Raw genomic sequence first — 18,001 nt, forward strand, 5'->3', positions numbered from 1 at the left:
CGACTCAGCCCGGGAGTGATTAAAAGGGCCCAGAGAAGGGACATCGTGCTCGTTTTCATGGAATCGACTCTGTATCTGGAAACGCTGTTTAGAATACCCTCAGGACTCAATGGATATAAATTCAACGAAATCAACGGAGTACGGTGATGAATTTTAAAGTAACAGGACTCCTGTTGTTACTCTCTTTTCCTGCTATTTCGCAAGATAATCAACGCGACGTAGAAAAAGATAATTTAGAAAATTTTGCTTTAAGTCAGTGTCTGGCTCAGGGCTTTTCTGACAAGAGTGTAAAAGAAGATGCACTGGCTGCGGTGGGGGCTTACGTTGAACTGGGATCCTATCCCGCTGAAGCTTACGAAGAAGCCACCGACCTTGTTCATCAATTTCTCAACAAGAAATATGTGAGTAAAGAGGGGCATTCAGAGCTTATTGTGATGAAGTGTATTGATTTATCCCGAAGCAATGAGCTGATGGCGATTAAGCAAAAATATGCGCATTAAGCCTTAGCCCAGGCTCTGTGGATAAATCTGAGTCAGACAATAAAAAAAGCCGGTCAGTTTCCTGACCGGCTTTTTGATGTTTAAACCTGAATTACATCGCTTTTTTGGTCAACTCGATCACGCGCAGTTTGGCGATCGCTTTAGCCAGTTCCGCAGACGCCATCGCGAAGTCAACATCACCGTGAGAGCTGTTCATATGCTCTTCAGCTTTGCGTTTCGCTTCCAGCGCACGAGCTTCATCAAGATCGCTGCCGCGGATCGCTGTGTCAGCCAGTACGGTAACCGCACCCGGCTGCACTTCCAGTACGCCACCAGAAAGGTAAATAACCTCTTCGTCGCCGTGCTGTTTAACGATGCGAATCATACCAGGCTTAATGGCGGTCAGAAGCGGGGCGTGGTTTGGGCGAATACCCAACTCACCTTCGCTACCTGATACCTGGATGCTCTGTACAGTGCCTGTGAACATTTGCAGTTCTGCGCTGACAACGTCCAGGTGAAATGTCATAGCCATTGTTAATCTCCTGGGAAACTTTCCCCTTCATACTTCAGACAACGTGCCGAAATAGTCGGGGGAGACGATTACAGTTTCTTCGCTTTTTCCACGGCTTCTTCGATAGAACCGACCATGTAGAAAGCCTGCTCTGGCATATGGTCGAATTCACCTTCCATGATGCCTTTAAAGCCACGGATGGTATCTTTCAGAGACACGTATTTACCCGGAGAACCGGTGAATACTTCTGCCACGAAGAACGGCTGGGACAGGAAGCGCTGCATCTTACGAGAGCGTGCTACCACCAGTTTATCTTCTTCAGACAGTTCATCCATACCCAGGATGGCGATGATGTCTTTCAGTTCCTGATAACGCTGCAGCAGTGACTGAACGCCACGCGCAGTGTCATAGTGTTCCTGACCAACAACCAGTGGATCCAGCTGACGGCTGGTTGAATCCAGTGGGTCAACCGCCGGGTAGATACCCAGGGAAGCGATCTGACGGCTCAGTACCACGGTTGCATCTAAGTGAGCAAAGGTGGTGGCTGGAGACGGGTCAGTCAAGTCATCCGCAGGAACGTAAACGGCCTGTACAGACGTGATTGAACCGGTTTTGGTCGAGGTGATACGTTCCTGCAGAACGCCCATCTCTTCCGCCAGCGTTGGCTGATAACCTACCGCAGAAGGCATACGACCCAGCAGTGCTGATACTTCAGTACCGGCCAGGGTGTAACGGTAGATGTTATCGATGAACAGCAGAACGTCACGACCTTCGTCACGGAACTTTTCAGCCATAGTCAGGCCAGTCAGCGCGACGCGCAGACGGTTTCCTGGTGGCTCGTTCATCTGGCCATAGACCAGGGAAACTTTATCGATAACGTTAGAGTCGGTCATTTCGTGGTAGAAGTCGTTACCCTCACGAGTACGCTCACCCACGCCAGCAAATACCGAGAAACCTGAGTGTTCTGCCGCGATGTTACGGATCAGTTCCATCATGTTTACGGTTTTACCTACACCCGCACCACCGAACAGACCGACTTTACCGCCCTTAGCGAACGGACACATCAGGTCGATAACCTTGATGCCGGTTTCCAGCAGTTCCTGCGAGTTAGACTGATCTTCGTAAGAAGGTGCAGCGCGGTGAATTGCCCAACGCTCTTCTTCGCCGATGTCGCCTTTCATATCGATTGGCTCACCCAGCACGTTCATGATACGGCCAAGTGTTGCCACACCGACAGGGACTTCAATTGGGTGCTGAAGGTCAACCGCTTCCAGGCCACGTTTCAGGCCGTCGGAAGAACCCATTGCGATGGTACGAACCACACCGCCGCCCAACTGCTGCTGAACTTCCAGCACCAGACGAGCATCACCATTTTTAACCTCAAGGGCGCTGTACACTTGTGGTACTGCGTCCTGAGGGAATTCGACGTCAACTACGGCGCCGATTACCTGGACAATCTTTCCAGTAGCCATCTTGAATCCTCTACCTAAATTCTGCGTATACCTGGTTAAACCGCGGAGGCCCCACCGACAATTTCGGTAAGTTCCTGGGTGATGCTGGCCTGACGAGCTTTGTTGTATACCAACTGAAGCTCTTTGATCAGGTTTCCGCCGTTATCGGTCGCGGCTTTCATCGCCACCATTCGCGCGGCCTGCTCGCTGGCCAGGTTTTCAACAACACCCTGGTAAACCTGAGACTCGACGTAGCGACGCAGCAATGTATCCAGCAGCGCTTTCGGATCGGGTTCATACAGATAGTCCCAGGTACTCTTCTTCACAACGCCTTCCGCATCATCTGCTGGCGGTAACGGCAGCAGCTGTACGATCTGTGGAGACTGAGACATGGTGTTGATAAATTTGTTGCTGACAATAAACAGCTTGTCGAGACGGCCTTCATCGTATGCTTGCAGCATCACTTTGACCGGGCCAATCAGGTCGGACAGCGCAGGTTTATCACCCATTCCGCTTACCTGAGCAACCACGTTGCCGCCAACAGAACCGAAGAATGACTGACCTTTAGAACCGATAACCGCGAGATCGCTCTCGACGCCTTTATCAGACCAGGCCTTCATATCTGCCAGCACTCTTTTGAACAGGTTAATGTTCAAACCACCACAAAGCCCGCGGTCGGTAGATACGACCAGATAGCCAACGCGTTTAACGTCGCGCTCTTCCAGGTAAGGGTGCTTGTATTCCAGATTCCCTAACGCAATGTGACCAATCACTTTGCGCATGGTCTCTGCATAAGGACGGCTGGCCGCCATGCGTTCTTGCGATTTACGCATTTTGGAGGCGGCGACCATTTCCATCGCTTTGGTGATCTTCTGCGTGTTTTGCACGCTGCCGATCTTACTACGTATCTCTTTTGCGCCGGCCATAAGCTTCTCCTCAAAGCCTTGCGGCCTGCCCCCTAAGGGACAAGCCGCCAGACATTACCAGGACTGGGTTGCTTTAAACGTTTCGAGGAGGCCTTTCAGCTTCTCTTCGATTTCGCCGTTATAGTTACCAGACTGGTTGATATCAGCCATCAGCTCTGCGTGATCGCGATCAGCAAATGCCAGCAGTGCCGCTTCGAAGCTACCGATTTTCGCCAGTTCGACGTCATTCAGGAAGCCGCGCTCGGCAGCAAACAGAACCAGACCCTGCTGCGCTACGGACATCGGCGCATACTGTTTCTGCTTCAGCAGCTCGGTCACTTTCTGACCGTGGCTCAGCTGTTTGCGGGTTGCTTCATCCAGATCGGATGCGAACTGAGAGAACGCAGCCAGTTCACGATACTGTGCCAGAGCGGTACGAATACCACCGGACAGTTTCTTGATGATCTTGGTCTGAGCAGCACCACCAACACGAGAAACGGAGATACCCGGGTTAACTGCCGGACGAATACCGGAGTTAAACAGGTTAGTTTCCAGGAAGATCTGACCATCAGTAATCGAGATTACGTTGGTTGGAACGAACGCAGAAACGTCACCCGCCTGGGTTTCGATGATTGGCAGCGCGGTCAGTGAACCGGTTTTACCTTTCACTTCACCATTGGTGAAACGCTCAACATAGTCGGCGCTCACACGGGAAGCACGCTCCAGCAGACGGGAGTGGAGGTAGAACACGTCGCCAGGGAAGGCTTCACGACCTGGTGGACGGCGCAGCAACAGAGAAACCTGACGGTAAGCAACAGCCTGTTTAGACAGGTCATCGTATACGATCAGAGCGTCTTCGCCGCGGTCACGGAAGTATTCGCCCATAGCGCAACCAGCATACGGAGCCAGGTATTGCAGAGCAGCAGACTCAGAGGCAGTCGCAACAACAACGATGGTGTTAGCCAGCGCGTTGTGTTCTTCCAGTTTGCGTACCACGTTAGCGATGGTAGAGGCTTTCTGGCCGATAGCAACGTACACACATTTGATGCCTGAATCGCGCTGGTTGATGATCGCATCGATCGCCATCGCGGTTTTACCGGTCTGACGGTCACCGATGATCAGCTCACGCTGGCCACGGCCGATTGGAATCATTGCATCGACAGATTTGTAACCGGTCTGTACAGGCTGGTCAACGGACTGACGATCGATAACGCCTGGTGCAATCACTTCGATCGGTGAGAAACCGTCGTTGTCGATAGCGCCTTTACCGTCAATAGGTGCACCCAGGGTGTTCACCACGCGGCCTAACAGACCACGGCCAACCGGCACTTCCAGGATACGGCCAGTACACTTCACCTTCATGCCTTCGGCGAGGTCAGCGTATGGGCCCATCACAACTGCACCAACAGAGTCACGCTCCAGGTTCAGTGCGATTGCGTAACGGTTACCCGGCAGGGCAATCATCTCACCCTGCATCACATCGGCCAGGCCGTTGACGCGGATGATACCGTCACTTACAGAAACAATAGTACCTTCGTTGTGAGCTTCGCTCACTACATTGAACTGAGCAATGCGCTGCTTGATCAGTTCGCTGATTTCGGTGGAATTCAGTTGCATATGCTCCAGTCCCCTTAAGACTGCAAGACGTCTGCGAGGCGTTCAAGACGACCGCGTACGCTTCCGTCAATGACCATATCACCCGCTCGGATGATTACGCCTGCCATTACAGACTTATCAATTTTGCAATTCAGCTTAACTTTGCGTGACAGACGTTTTTCCATCGCGCTGCTGATTTTGGTCAGCTGTTCATCGCTCAATGTTGTGGAAGAGATAACTTCAACCTCGGCGGTCGCATCATGTGCGGCACGCAGTTGGATGAACTGTTCCAGAACAGCGGCAAGCGCAGGCAAACGTTTGTTTTCAGCCATCACCTTAATCAGGTTTTGGCCGGCTTCGTCGAGTTGGTCACCACAGATTGCGATGAACGCGCCAGACAACGCTTCCGGCGCCAGAGCGCCGGAAAGAAGTTCTGATACCTGTTCATTGCCAGCCACTTCGGTGGCAAACGCTAGCATCTGCTGCCAGCGATCGATACTTTGATGTTCAACCGCAAAGTCAAAAGCGGCTTTAGCGTAGGGGCGAGCTACGGTAGTAAATTCAGACATCAGCCCCTCCCTTACAGTTCAGCGACCAGTTTATCAACGATGTCGCTGTTAGCAGCTTCATCCACGGAACGTTCAATGATTTTCTCGGCGCCGGCAACAGCCAGCATCGCGACCTGCTTGCGCAGCTCTTCACGTGCACGTTTGCGTTCGGCATCAATTTCTGCCTGCGCCTGAGTGACGATCTTGCTACGTTCCTGTTCAGCCTCAGCTTTAGCTTCGTCCAGGATCTGAGCGCGGCGTTTGTTCGCCTGCTCGATGATTACCTGAGCGTCTTCTTTCGCTTTTTTCAACTGATCGGTCGCATTAGCCTGCGCGAGATCCAGATCTTTCTTGGCACGTTCAGCGGAAGCAAGGCCTTCAGCAACTTCTTTCTGGCGCTTTTCGATAGCGGCCATAAGCGGCGGCCATACGTACTTCATGCAGAACGCTACGAACAGGATGAACGCGATAGCCTGGCCGAGGATTGTTGCGTTAATGTTCACAGCACAATGCCTCTTGTTAAGTTAACGTTTTCTGCCGCTGTTATAACAGCGGCAGAATCCGTTCATCGCTATACGTGAGTACGGCGATGAACAAACGGTTTTACGCGACAGCAAACATCACGTACAGACCCAGACCAACAGCGATCATCGGGATTGCATCCACCAGACCCATTACAACAAAGAACTGCGTACGCAGCAGAGGAATCAGATCCGGTTGGCGTGCGGCGCCTTCCAGGAATTTGCCTCCGAGGATGCCGATACCGATCGCAGCACCGATTGCCGCCAGGCCCATCATCACAGCGGCAGCCATGTACAGCAGATCCATATTCAGGTTTTCCATGACAGTCTCCAGTTTGTTTCAGTTAAAACGCAGTAGTGTTGAGAAAAAAATCAATGTTCTTCAGATGCCATCGACAGATAGACAATCGTTAAGACCATGAAAATGAAAGCCTGCAACGAGATGATCAGTATGTGGAAAATGGCCCAAGGCACACTCAGAATCCACTGTGACCACCACGGCAACAGACCGGCAATCAGGATAAAAATCAATTCACCCGCATACATGTTTCCGAACAGTCGCAGACCCAGAGATACCGGTTTGGACAGCAGGCTCACACCTTCCAGAATCAGGTTGATCGGAATGAACACAGGGTGGTTGAAGGGTTGCAGAGTCAGCTCTTTAGTAAAGCCGCCAATGCCTTTCATCTTGATGCTGTAGAACAGAATCAAAATAAATACGCCAAGGGCCATCGACAACGTAACGTTCACGTCAGCAGAAGGCACCACACGCATCGCTGGTAGCCCCATCATCCCGGCGATATGCGGCAGCAAATCGATAGGTAACAGGTCCATAAAGTTCATCAGGAACACCCAGACGAAAACCGTCAGGGCCAGCGGAGCGATTAGTTTGCTTTTACCGTGGTACATGTCGCGCACGTTGTCGTCAACGAAACCAACAACTAACTCAACAGCGGCCTGTAATTTGCCTGGCACGCCGCTGGTCGCTGATTTCGCCACTTTGCGAAACAGCACCAGGAACACCAGTCCCAGCACCACAGAGAAAAACATGGAGTCGATATTTAATACCCAGAACGACGGTGCGTCGTGCGGATTCACTAGCTCGAAGGTACGCAGGTCCAACTGAAGGTTCTTCAGGTGGTGGCCTATGTATTCTTGCGGCGTAGAGATTTCTCCTGCAGCCATGATGCCTCTTACCCTTTGTTGTTAATTACAGCCGGTGCGACGATTTGCACAATCAGCACCGATAACCAGGCCAGTCCCAGCGGCGTAAACACCGCCTTAAACACTCCCAGCGCCACGATAATCACGAGGATCGTAACGAAAACTTTCAGCGCTTCACCTAGCGCAAAAGTCCAGGCAAGCCGTCCCGTTACTTCATGCCCCGCCTGGTGGCGCCAGGCAAAAATCATAAACAACACGTTTGGCAGCCAGGCTGCCAGCCCGCCGGCAAGGGCGGACACGCCCCAGGTCAGATCTTTAAAGGAAAACAGCGCACCGATTACGACGAAGGTCGCCAACTGCCACAGCAGTATGGTTCGGGCAAATTTAACTCTGTAAAGGGACACTGACATGTCGCTGAAACTCTCCTGCCCCGAAAGGGGTATGTCGCGTGTCGTATAAAACTGCCTTTGCTCTTTTGAGTCAAGCAGCAAAAACCGTGCAAATTATACGGTGCGCACCTGTGATTTCAATCGATAAGTAGAGAAAAGGTGAACAATTATTTAAATTTCTTTCCAGCAGCCTATTTTCCAAAACCAATGACAACGGCTGCTTATCGACTTTTTTCTGCAATGCCCGCGAATCCATGCTTACAAAGCGTGCGGAAGATCACAAATTAGTAATGTAATGGCAGAGAATGAAACCGCCTTTTGAATGAACCTGAATAACACAACACCAATAAAATGATTAAAATCAGATAGATAATTATAATTTTTGTAAAAACACACTGTTATCTCGATTAAAAGCTTTTATTGACATCTGTAGCAAATATTTAACATCGAGCCGGTCATCACTCACGCTAATTTATTAGCGCGATATATTTTCCTGCGTGACTATTTTATCCCTGTAACACCACGGAAATATGACTCAAGTGATAACTAAATGTGAAAATAACGTTAAATGTAACAGAGGTTTTCAGATAATTTCCGCTGAGTGATTTAACCCGATGGTAACAGCTCCGTCCAGGCAAATTTTCGCAAAAAAAATCAGGAGATGAGCATATTCTGAATACACACACTTTAAGTGTGCTATTGATATACCAAAAAGTCATATAATTTCAGAGGTTAACTATCACTGAAATACCATTTTTTCTGGCTGAAAAGGCCAATAATTGCGAAAAAAAACCCATCAACGCTAAAAAAACAGGCTGACAGGCTATGTTCGCACAACGTCAAAATCAGGCAGAAGGGGCAATAATCACCAAATGGCGCTCACCTTCAAGCTGAGGAACGCTCAGTGGGAGAACGTTTTCCACCGTCAAACCGGCAGGTAATGCCGCGATTTCATCCTGGGGCAGCACACCTTTTAACGCGTAAAAACGCCCCTGTGGGCCCGGCAGATGATGGCACCAGGTGACCATATCCGTCAGCGAGGCAAAGGCTCTGCTGATCACGCCATCAAACGGCGGCTCGGCAGGAAAGTCTTCTACACGGCTTTGTACCGGTGAAATATTTTCCAGCTTCAGCTCATGCTGTACCTGTTTAAGGAAACGTACGCGCTTGCCCAGGCTGTCCAGCAGCGTGAAATGGGACTGCGGCCTGACAATCGCCAGTGGAATGCCAGGTAATCCAGGCCCGGTACCCACATCAATAAACCGATCGCCTGACAGATGAGGCTCCACCACAATACTGTCAAGTATATGACGCACCAGCATCTGCTCAGGGTCACGCACTGACGTCAGATTGTAGGCTTTATTCCATTTGTGCAGCATTTCCACATAACCGACCAGCTGTTGTTTCTGCTGATCGGACAGGGAAATACCGGCGCTTTTTAGCAATACGGATAATTTATTAATCATGCGCTTTTACGTAAAAGCCCCTGTTTTTTAAGATAAATAAGTAAAATTGAGATGGCTGCAGGTGTAATACCAGAAATACGTGATGCCTGGCCAATTGACCCTGGCTTATGATCGTTAAGTTTCGCGATCACTTCGTTCGAGAGACCGCTGACCTGACGATAATCCAGATCAACAGGTAACAAGGTGTTCTCATTGCGTAACTGACGATCGATCTCTTCCTGCTGACGGACAATATAACCTTCGTATTTGACCTGGATCTCAACCTGTTCAGCCGCCTGAGGATCGGTTAATGCCGGGCCAAAGGTGCTCAGTGTCATCAGGTTCTGGTAGGTCATTTCCGGGCGACGCAGCAGATCTTCACCACTCGCTTCTTTCGTCAGACCTGCGCTCAGCAGTGTATTCACCTCAGCGACGCACTCTGATTTCGGATGTACCCAGATATCTCGCAGACGCTGGCGTTCCAGTTCAATGCTCTCCAGTTTCTCGTTGAAACGAGCCCAGCGGGCATCGTCCACCAGACCCAGTTCACGACCCGCAGCCGTCAGTCGCAGATCGGCGTTATCTTCGCGCAGCATCAGGCGATATTCAGCACGTGAGGTAAACATGCGGTACGGCTCTTTTGTACCGAGTGTGCAGAGATCGTCAACCAGTACGCCGAGGTAGGCCTGATCGCGACGCGGTGCCCAGGTGTCTTTGTCAGCAGACAGACGCCCGGCGTTCAGACCCGCCAGTAACCCCTGTGCAGCGGCTTCTTCATAACCTGTGGTGCCGTTGATCTGTCCTGCAAAGAACAGACCATCAATGTATTTGCTTTCCAGCGTCGGTTTCAGATCGCGTGGGTCGAAGAAATCGTACTCAATGGCATAGCCAGGACGGACGATTTTGGCATTCTCCATCCCCTGCATAGAACGTACGATCTGCATCTGAACGTCAAACGGCAGACTGGTAGAAATGCCATTTGGATAAATTTCGTTGCTGGTCAGCCCTTCCGGCTCCAGGAAGATCTGGTGTGCATTGCGATCGGCAAAGCGCATCACTTTGTCTTCGATCGATGGACAATAGCGTGGACCAATCCCTTCGATCACGCCGGCATACATTGGGCTACGATCGAGATTATTGCGGATCACATCATGAGTTTTTTCGTTGGTGTAGGTGATGTAGCACGGCACCTGCTGTGGATGCTGGCTGACATTACCCATAAACGAGAACACCGGCATCGGCGTATCACCATGCTGCGGAGCCAGAACGCTGAAATCAATGGTTCGGGCATCAATACGCGGAGGGGTTCCGGTTTTCAGACGTCCTACACGCAGAGGCAGTTCACGCAGACGCTGTGATAACGAGATGGAAGGCGGATCACCAGCACGGCCACCGCTGTAGTTGTCCATTCCGATGTGAATTTTACCATCAAGGAATGTTCCTACCGTCAGCACAACAGCTTTGGCACGGAACTTCAGACCCATCTGGGTGACGGCACCCACGACACGATCGTTTTCGACAATCAGATCTTCAACCGCCTGCTGGAAGATCATCAGGTTGGGCTGATTCTCCAGTGCTGTACGTACCGCCTGACGATACAGTACGCGATCGGCCTGAGCGCGGGTTGCTCTCACTGCCGGACCTTTGCTGGCGTTTAGTATCCTAAACTGGATACCCGCCTGGTCAATGGCATGTGCCATCAGCCCGCCCAGTGCGTCCACTTCTTTTACCAGATGTCCTTTTCCGATACCGCCGATCGCTGGGTTGCAGGACATCTGCCCCAGAGTGTCGATGTTATGGGTCAATAACAGGGTTTGTTGACCCATACGGGCAGCAGCCATCGCTGCTTCCGTACCCGCATGACCACCACCGATTACGATGACGTCAAAAGGATCTGGATAAAACATGGTACTGCACCTCGCGGTTTGTGCGAATTAAGGGAGTGTTGCTGAGGGCGTGGATTCTACTCAACTTTAGACGATGGCGAAAGCACCGGGATCTTCGTGTATTAAAAAGAAGATCTTTTTTATTTAGAGATCTCTTTATTAGATCTTCTATTAGGATCGACGATCTCTGTGGATAAGCCTTTTTTGCTGATAAGGATCAAGCGATTAGGCAGGATCATTAGCTGTTAATGATCGGTGATCCCACACCGTATAAGCTGGGATCTAAATGGCATGTTATGCACAGGCTTAACCAGGTAGTCAGGTTGTCCTTGGGATAAACACCGGTTATCCGATGGAATCGAGCCTAGTTATCCACAGTTGAATGCGTTAAAACCAGGCAAAAAAGAGCAATATTTACAAAACTCAGGATCGAAAAAGGCCCGTTTTGCGGATCGGGCAGAGGATCTCCGTCCGATCCGGGCAGGCGTTAGATCAGTTCTTTCCAGCTTTCTACCCAGACACCGGCAGGATCTTCGGGAATCTCATGTTGCAGTACATCTATATCCAGTCGATCGCCAATACGCTGTGCTCCCAGCGATGTCAGCAGCTCATCAAACTGGATAATGGCACCGCAAAACAGATCGTATTCACGATTACCAATGCCCACAGCCCCGTAACGCAGGTTGCTCAGATCCGGTTGCTGTTCCTTTATGGCTTCAAACAGTGGCTGAATGTTATCGGGCAGTTCACCGGCACCGTGGGTAGAACTCACCACAATCCAGATCCCTTCCATTTTCAGCTCTTCCAGCTCCGGCCCATGCAGTGTTTCTGTTGTATGGCCTGCTTCTTCAAGCTTCTCAGCAAGATGATCGGCCACATATTCTGCGCTGCCTAAGGTGCTGCCACTGATTAAGGTAATGTCGGCCATGATGGGATCCCTGAATGATAATGGCGGGCATTGTACTCTGTGATCACCATGGGATCTACCTGTGGATAATTAAGGGTATTACTGCCAGGCACCTAGCTTGTTTGCCAGTTCCAATCCGGGCAGTGCTCGCGCTCCTCACGTACTTCAGTACGCTGCGGGTGCTGTGCGCTGGCCGGATCGAAACTGACGGCACCGTCGACGGTGCATGACGAGGAGGGGATCTGAGAAAACATTCTGGTGTGGATAACCTTATGCACCGATCACGGGATAATGGTGCGCATAATCGGGTTTTGCAGGGAGATCAGGGTTTCGGTGGACTGGATTTCATCGATGGTCTGGATCTTGTTGATCAATACCTGTTGCAGGGCATCGATCGAGCGGCACATGACCTTAATAAAGATGCTGTAGTGTCCGGTGGTGTAATACGCTTCGACCACTTCATCCAGTGCTTCCAGTCGCGCCACTGCTGACGGATAGTCTTTGGCACTTTTCAGAATGATGCCGATAAAGCAGCAGACATCGTAACCAAGCTGCTTCGGATCTATTTCAACGCGCGTTCCTTTAATGATCCCCGCCTGCTTCATCTTCTCCACGCGCACGTGGATAGTGCCGGGGCTGACGTTGAACTGCTTGGCCAGTTCGGCGTAGGCGGTACGGGCATTCTCCATCAGTGCATTGAGAATGCCGCGGTCTAGAGTATCGGGCTGCATATTTTCCGGCATAGTGACTCCGAGATTGAATGTTATTCAATGAACAGAGTATTAATGTGCGGGATCGTGAACAGAATGGCAATCAGAGTGCCGATATGACAGCGGGCACCGAAGGGTGCCCGCTGGAGAACAGAAGATTAACGTTTACGCCACAGTGTCACCTGAGCGACAGTGTGCTGGTATTTGCGCGCCGTTTCACGGATGACAAACGGCACATCCTGCGCGGGTTCGATCTCCTCGAAATCGGCCGCCAGCAGGCGCTGCAACGCCTGGTATGTCGATAGCGCCTCACCGTTTTCACGAATGCCACCCAGCCAGTTCTCCTTCGGCGTGAAATCTTCCAGCCAGGTATAAGGAGAAGAGAGCATCAGCACACCGCCGGGGCGGATCATGCGGGTGATGTCCTGCAGGAAGCGACGTGGCTGGCGCAGACGATCAATCAGGTTCGAAGCCAGCACCAAATCGAAGGGCTCAGCCTGCGGTTTCAGGTTACAGGCATCCCCCTGCACAAACTGGATGCGGCTGGCCTGTTCAGTACCGAGGTTAATGTCCTTCAACTGTACCTGTCGGTATTCCACCAGCTCGCCCTCTTCCTGAGTGACGTAGCGAAACTCTTCACCGCTGGTGAGCTGCAACGCCACGTCGATAAAGCGTGCGGAATAGTCCATTCCCACCACCTGGCTGAAATGACGTGCCAGTTCAAAACTCGCACGTCCTGTGGCACAGCCAATATCCAGTGCCCGCTGACGCTGGTTTGTGACGCCGCAGGCTATCTCCACCAGCACCTTCGCGTAGTTGGCAACGCCGAAGTATTCCGGTCCGTACTGGAAGTCGAGGTACTGTGACACCATGCTGTCGGTTTCATAGGGGTTACTGGCCCGGCTTTCCTGATGATCGGAGACCACATAGCGGAAACCCGCGTGCTGGAAGAAGTGGCGGCGAAAAGCGTAGCGTGCCGACTTTAGCGCTTCATTCCCTGTAGAGATCCAACTGCCGCCTTTGATCAGCGAATGCTTACCATCAAACGTCGGCGTGGAGAAGTCATCATATAAAGGATGGACGCGGAAACCTTCAAAACCTGAAATGGGTGTGGTCGTCCATTGCCAGACGTTACCGATCAGATCGAAAAACTCACCCTGAGCAAAACGATCGACCGGGCAGGATGAGGCCCAGCGGGAGAGATTGATATTGCCGGGTGTGTCATCCCAGTCAGGCTGATCGCCGGCCACCTGCTCACGCAGCAGCATCCATTCACTTTCGGCGGGAAGCTGGACAGACTGGCCTGTCACTTCGGCTTTCCAGCGGCAGAATGCCGCAGCTTCAAGCTGATTGACTTCGGCTGGCCAGTCCCAGGGCATCGGGACTTCTTCCGCCATCAGGCGGAGCTTCAGCGTTTCCGGCTGGTCTGCATAACCAGTCCAGAAAGTAGGTTGGCTGGCTTTCGCGAATTCGCGCCAGCCCCAGCCTTCGTCATCCCACCAGCGTGGTGTCTGATAGCCACCTGCCGTCACAAAGTCGAAGAATTCCGCGTTACTGACCAGCATTTTACTGGCCTCGAAAGCCTTCACGTCGGTGATGCGGCTGCCGTACTCGTTATCCCAGCCGTAAGTGTCATCGGTTTTTCCCTGAGTGACACGTCCTGCGGCAACACTGATCAGGCTGTTGTGCGGCACCGCCTGACGGTCATGGCGCGCATCCGGACACACCGGCCAGTGTGGCTGCGGTTTGACCCACGCCAGGGGCAGCTGTCGAATCAGCACGCTGGAGGTTTCCAGATGGATACGCTCATGTTCGATGCCCATCAGGACAACCCAGGCCGGGCTATCCCAGGTGATCGGCAGCGTTAGCGGCATCTCACGGATCAGCTGTTCAACGCGGGCGCGCACTTTACCGCGATAATCGCGCAGTTCAGCGACCGATGGCCAGGCATAGTGACTGGTGTCGAGGTCATCCCAGCTCATCTCATCGACGCCGATGGCCATCATCGCTTCAATGCTATCGTCGGTACGGTTGTCGAGCAGGCGAGCTGCCATCAGCTTATTGATATAGAACGTGGCGGTGTGACCGTAGTAGAAGATCAGCGGATGCCGTAGCGATATCGCTTTGGTTGTCCACGCCCGTTCATCCGCCAGGCAGTCAAACAGGCTTTCATACAGCTCCCATGTCTGACGGAAGTAGTTGAGCAATTGCTGACGTTTTTGTTCCGGGTCATTGCCGGTTAACTGCAGCGTGCGGGTTGGGGCAGGTAATCCTGTCTGGTGTTGTTGCGAAGTCACGTGATGCTCCCATCTTGCCATGTGGCTAAAGCGTATACATCACTATAGCAAATAAGCTCTGCCAGATTAGGTCAAAGGCGGGGTTCAGCGTTTCCAGCGACGGAGCAGGCGGCTCTTTAGCCCGGTGTCGAAACGCCAGATGTGGTCAAAGATACGCATAATGCCGGGTTTTCCATGATCGGACATGGCAACGGCATGAAAACGCTGTTGCTGCTGGCTCTGGTGGTCGCGTACGCGTTTGACCAGTACATCAGGAAGACGTTGAGCGATAAAGTCAGAGAGAATCACGGCGTCAGCATCCTGCCACTGTGGGCCGGACAGCTTGAGTAAGACGGCATCGAGGCAGGCAGCCAGGTCGGTGCCGCCACGAAAACGCTGGCTGAGAAAACGGATCGCCTGGCTGATGCCATCTTCAGCGGTCAGTTCATAGCCCACCACTTCATGGGCAAACAGCATAATGTAGCAGCGGCGGTTATCTGCCAGTGCCACCTTCAGCAGCGCCAGGCAGAACGCCTTGGCACAGCGTTCATTAAAGCCGCCCATTGAACCGGATGTATCCACGCAGATGATAAACGGGCCGCGCGGCTGCTCATCATGATGGTGGTGAGTCACCGGGCGCAGCGTGACTTTGTCATGCCAGCTCTCTCCCTGGAGACGATAGGTGAGCAGGCGTTTTTCCACCATCCGACGGTAAAACTCCAGCTCCAGTTCGCTGATGCCCAGCGTGGCCAGCTCTGGTGGCAGCAGGCGCAGAATATCGTCACTCTGGTGCAGACCGCTGACTTCTTCCGGCACGCTTTCTGGTTCGCGCACCAACTGGTGGAAGGCTTCCGGCGGAGCATCGTCCGAGAGTACCGCTTTGGCTTCACGGCTGCGGCCCAGCTGTTCCGCCAATTTCAACAACTCCGGCTGGCTGGCCAGGAAATCACCGTATTGCACCATGAGCTGGTAGTCGTCGCGTTGCAGTGAACTGCGGGTCAAATCCCATAAGCGACCCGCAGCGGCTTCGTCATCGGTGGCCAGCACGGGAGCCAGCTGACCACTCATGGCCAGCCGCTGTTGCAGGTCAGCCAGCAGTTTTTCACGCTCCTGATCGAGTAACTGCTGGTTAAGGGTCAGGGTTTGCAGCGTCAGGCTCAGTCGCCAGCGCTGTAAAAACAGCGTCTGCTGAGCGCCGCTGAGCTGCAAGGTATCGTGATGGCTGACCAGCGCTTGCGCTTTTTCAGCAAAGGGCGAGTGATTCTGCGCAAGCCATGTCAGTAATTCGGGCAGCTGACTGCTGAAGTCATGCTGGCTGAGAGTCTGGCACTGCTGGAAGCGGCTGAACTCTGCCGCCAAATCGTCCGGAACCGGGGTCGATTTTAACTGTTGCAGGATCTCTGACTTCCAGCGCGGAAGATCGCGCGTCAGGGCATTTTTCAGCCGGGGAAACTTTTCAAAAAAGGCGACCAGCTGCGGTGAGGCCAGCAACGTGATCACCAGTTCTTCAATCAGCTCATTTTCACTGACTGCCAGAAACATACTCAATGTATCAAGTGAGATCACTGCCGCGCCTGCTTCAGCTGTTCCGCCACCTGTTGCAGGCTATCTTCAACACGTGCCAGCCAGTCATCGCTGATAAACAGGCAGCGATGATGCTGGCTGAACAGCGTGCGCTGCGCGCGAAGCTGGGTATCAAGCTCATCGAGCGCCAGCGAAATCTCTTCCGGCAGCCCTTGCTGCGGTTTACCCGGCAGCATCAGGCGTGAGGCTTGCAGGCTGACGTCGCGCAATGTCAGGCAGTCATGGCCGTCTACGTGCAAATCCAGCGTCTGGGCAAAGCCAATACCATTGAGCTTGCCACGCATTTCGCCGCCTTTTTGCAGCCAGTGATGCAGAGCTTCGCGGGCCAGGGTGATATGCGTGACCTGCATATCATGCAGCGTGAGCGGTTTTTGCAGCATCAGCGTCAGCGCATCGGCTGACAGCGTCGCCGGCAGATCAAAGTGAGGTTTGCGGCTGAACATGCCGCCATGTTTCTCCAGGCGGATGGCCTGTTCCACACTTTGTTGCTGCTGGAGCGCCAGACGGCGGGCATTAATTTGCTGCAATTTGAACAGCATTGGTTGCTGCTGCCATGCCTGCTGGGTGATCAGATTATCCAGTTCACGATCCAGCAGTTTCATCGATCCCACATCGTGCCACAGGCAGTCTTTCAGCAGGATCAAATCAATAGGCGCGATCACGCTACGGCCACTGTAAAAGGCACTGGCCTGCAACAAGTGAATGGCTTTTTTCCAGCGGCGATCGGAGATATACGGCGCTTCTGGTTGATTTTCTAACAGTTGACGCAGTTGGAAAATAAGCTCGAAAACATCGTCGGGCAGGCTGACTTTACTGATACCTTGTTGCCACTCCAGATACTCTTCATCGCTGATGCAGAGTGAATCGGATACCGGGTTCTGATTCTCATCCTGCTGGTGGGTTAACAGACTGCGGAAGTTCTGCTTTTCATGCACGTTATCCAGCCACAGGCGGATCAGCATACGGTCGTACAGTGCTTCCAGCCCACTATCCGCTTCCGGCAGTTCGTTAGAGGCCGTGACCAGCAGGCGCATCGGGATTTTATCTTCGCTGTCACCGTTACGAAAACGGCGTTCATTAATCGCAGTCAGCAACGTATTCAGGATGGCGGGCCCGGCTTTCCAGATCTCGTCAAGAAACACGATTTCTGCGTCAGGAAGGTAGCCTTTAGTCAGGCGCTGGTAGCGCCCTTCGTCTTTTAGTGCCTGAATAGAAAGAGGGCCAAAGACTTCTTCCGGCGTGGAGAAGCGCGTCATCAGGTATTCAAACGCACGGGCATGCTGGAAAGCATACTTGAGCCGGCGGGCAATCAGGCTTTTGGCAATGCCCGGTGGGCCGAGTAAAAAGACACTTTCACCGCACAGGGCGGCGAGCAGGCAAAGGCGAATCGCATGATGGCGTTCGTAAAGTCCTTTCTCTAATGCATTGCTGAGGCGGGCGATGCGTTCCGCCAATAATTGAGAGTGGGCCATAATCAAACATTCATCCTTTTTCTACGGTCAGGCCAGATTGCTGTCTGGCGAGCGCAAACACTACTGGCTATGATGCTTGAAAGAGTTGATTGCAGTCAGCTTTTTTATTATCAAAGGGTGACACTGACCATTGAAGTTGTCATTTAACAGGCAATTA

18 protein-coding genes are annotated in these 18,001 nt (G+C 52.3%); 1 reads left to right on the plus strand and 17 read right to left on the minus strand.

Going from position 1 to position 18,001, the window contains the following annotated elements:
- The first annotated feature begins 146 nt into the window (after positions 1-146).
- A complete protein-coding gene (locus tag WH279_RS02250; RefSeq protein WP_339454876.1) occupies positions 147-500 on the plus strand; it encodes a T6SS amidase immunity protein Tai4 family protein in 354 nt (117 codons plus the stop codon).
- Between the two features lie 91 nt (positions 501-591).
- Here WH279_RS02250 and WH279_RS02255 read toward each other — a convergent pair whose 3' ends face one another.
- From WH279_RS02255 to ravA, 17 genes are all read right to left on the minus strand, one after another.
- Complete coding sequence (locus WH279_RS02255; RefSeq protein WP_133844845.1) at positions 592-1,011, minus strand: F0F1 ATP synthase subunit epsilon; 420 nt, start codon at positions 1,009-1,011, stop codon at positions 592-594.
- 68 nt (positions 1,012-1,079) lie between these two features.
- Complete coding sequence (atpD, locus tag WH279_RS02260) at positions 1,080-2,462, minus strand: F0F1 ATP synthase subunit beta (RefSeq protein WP_133844847.1); 1,383 nt, start codon at positions 2,460-2,462, stop codon at positions 1,080-1,082.
- Between the two features lie 35 nt (positions 2,463-2,497).
- Positions 2,498-3,367, minus strand: a complete 870-nt coding sequence (gene atpG / locus WH279_RS02265) for a F0F1 ATP synthase subunit gamma (RefSeq protein WP_200642182.1) — start codon at positions 3,365-3,367, stop codon at positions 2,498-2,500.
- Between the two features lie 54 nt (positions 3,368-3,421).
- A complete protein-coding gene (atpA, locus tag WH279_RS02270; RefSeq protein ID WP_133844851.1) occupies positions 3,422-4,963 on the minus strand; it encodes a F0F1 ATP synthase subunit alpha in 1,542 nt (513 codons plus the stop codon).
- A 14-nt stretch (positions 4,964-4,977) separates the two neighbouring features.
- A complete protein-coding gene (atpH, locus tag WH279_RS02275) occupies positions 4,978-5,511 on the minus strand; it encodes a F0F1 ATP synthase subunit delta (protein WP_339454877.1) in 534 nt (177 codons plus the stop codon).
- An 11-nt stretch (positions 5,512-5,522) separates the two neighbouring features.
- Positions 5,523-5,993, minus strand: a complete 471-nt coding sequence (gene atpF / locus WH279_RS02280) for a F0F1 ATP synthase subunit B (RefSeq protein ID WP_062744106.1) — start codon at positions 5,991-5,993, stop codon at positions 5,523-5,525.
- Positions 5,994-6,093: 100 nt separating this feature from the next.
- On the minus strand, positions 6,094-6,333 hold the full coding sequence (atpE, locus tag WH279_RS02285; protein WP_003849523.1) for a F0F1 ATP synthase subunit C: 240 nt from the start codon (positions 6,331-6,333) through the stop codon (positions 6,094-6,096).
- A 50-nt stretch (positions 6,334-6,383) separates the two neighbouring features.
- Positions 6,384-7,196 (minus strand): F0F1 ATP synthase subunit A, encoded by an 813-nt coding sequence (gene atpB / locus WH279_RS02290; protein WP_133844856.1) that lies wholly within the window; start codon positions 7,194-7,196, stop codon positions 6,384-6,386.
- 8 nt (positions 7,197-7,204) lie between these two features.
- A complete protein-coding gene (gene atpI / locus WH279_RS02295; RefSeq protein WP_133844857.1) occupies positions 7,205-7,585 on the minus strand; it encodes a F0F1 ATP synthase subunit I in 381 nt (126 codons plus the stop codon).
- Positions 7,586-8,409: 824 nt separating this feature from the next.
- Entirely contained in the window at positions 8,410-9,030 is a 621-nt protein-coding gene (gene rsmG / locus WH279_RS02300) for a 16S rRNA (guanine(527)-N(7))-methyltransferase RsmG (RefSeq protein WP_200642181.1), read from the minus strand.
- Positions 9,027-10,916, minus strand: a complete 1,890-nt coding sequence (gene mnmG / locus WH279_RS02305) for a tRNA uridine-5-carboxymethylaminomethyl(34) synthesis enzyme MnmG (RefSeq protein ID WP_339454878.1) — start codon at positions 10,914-10,916, stop codon at positions 9,027-9,029. The genes rsmG and mnmG overlap by 4 nt, the downstream gene beginning before the upstream one ends.
- Positions 10,917-11,382: 466 nt before the next feature.
- Positions 11,383-11,823: an FMN-binding protein MioC gene (gene mioC, locus WH279_RS02310; RefSeq protein ID WP_133844863.1), complete on the minus strand. Its 441-nt coding sequence runs from the start codon at positions 11,821-11,823 to the stop codon at positions 11,383-11,385.
- 92 nt (positions 11,824-11,915) lie between these two features.
- The gene (locus tag WH279_RS02315; RefSeq protein ID WP_339454879.1) at positions 11,916-12,056 is read right to left on the minus strand and encodes a hypothetical protein; all 141 of its coding nucleotides are present in this window, start codon (positions 12,054-12,056) and stop codon (positions 11,916-11,918) included.
- A gap of 27 nt (positions 12,057-12,083) precedes the next feature.
- Entirely contained in the window at positions 12,084-12,545 is a 462-nt protein-coding gene (gene asnC, locus WH279_RS02320; RefSeq protein ID WP_339454880.1) for a transcriptional regulator AsnC, read from the minus strand.
- 125 nt (positions 12,546-12,670) lie between these two features.
- On the minus strand, positions 12,671-14,830 hold the full coding sequence (gene ovoA / locus WH279_RS02325) for a 5-histidylcysteine sulfoxide synthase (RefSeq protein WP_339454881.1): 2,160 nt from the start codon (positions 14,828-14,830) through the stop codon (positions 12,671-12,673).
- 63 nt (positions 14,831-14,893) lie between these two features.
- Positions 14,894-16,354, minus strand: a complete 1,461-nt coding sequence (gene viaA / locus WH279_RS02330) for an ATPase RavA stimulator ViaA (RefSeq protein WP_339454882.1) — start codon at positions 16,352-16,354, stop codon at positions 14,894-14,896.
- Positions 16,351-17,844, minus strand: a complete 1,494-nt coding sequence (gene ravA / locus WH279_RS02335; protein ID WP_200642174.1) for an ATPase RavA — start codon at positions 17,842-17,844, stop codon at positions 16,351-16,353. The genes viaA and ravA overlap by 4 nt, the downstream gene beginning before the upstream one ends.
- Positions 17,845-18,001: the final 157 nt, after the last annotated feature.

Origin of the sequence: Erwinia sp. MYb375, assembly GCF_037479175.1 — a bacterium.
GTDB lineage: Bacteria > Pseudomonadota > Gammaproteobacteria > Enterobacterales > Enterobacteriaceae > Erwinia > Erwinia rhapontici.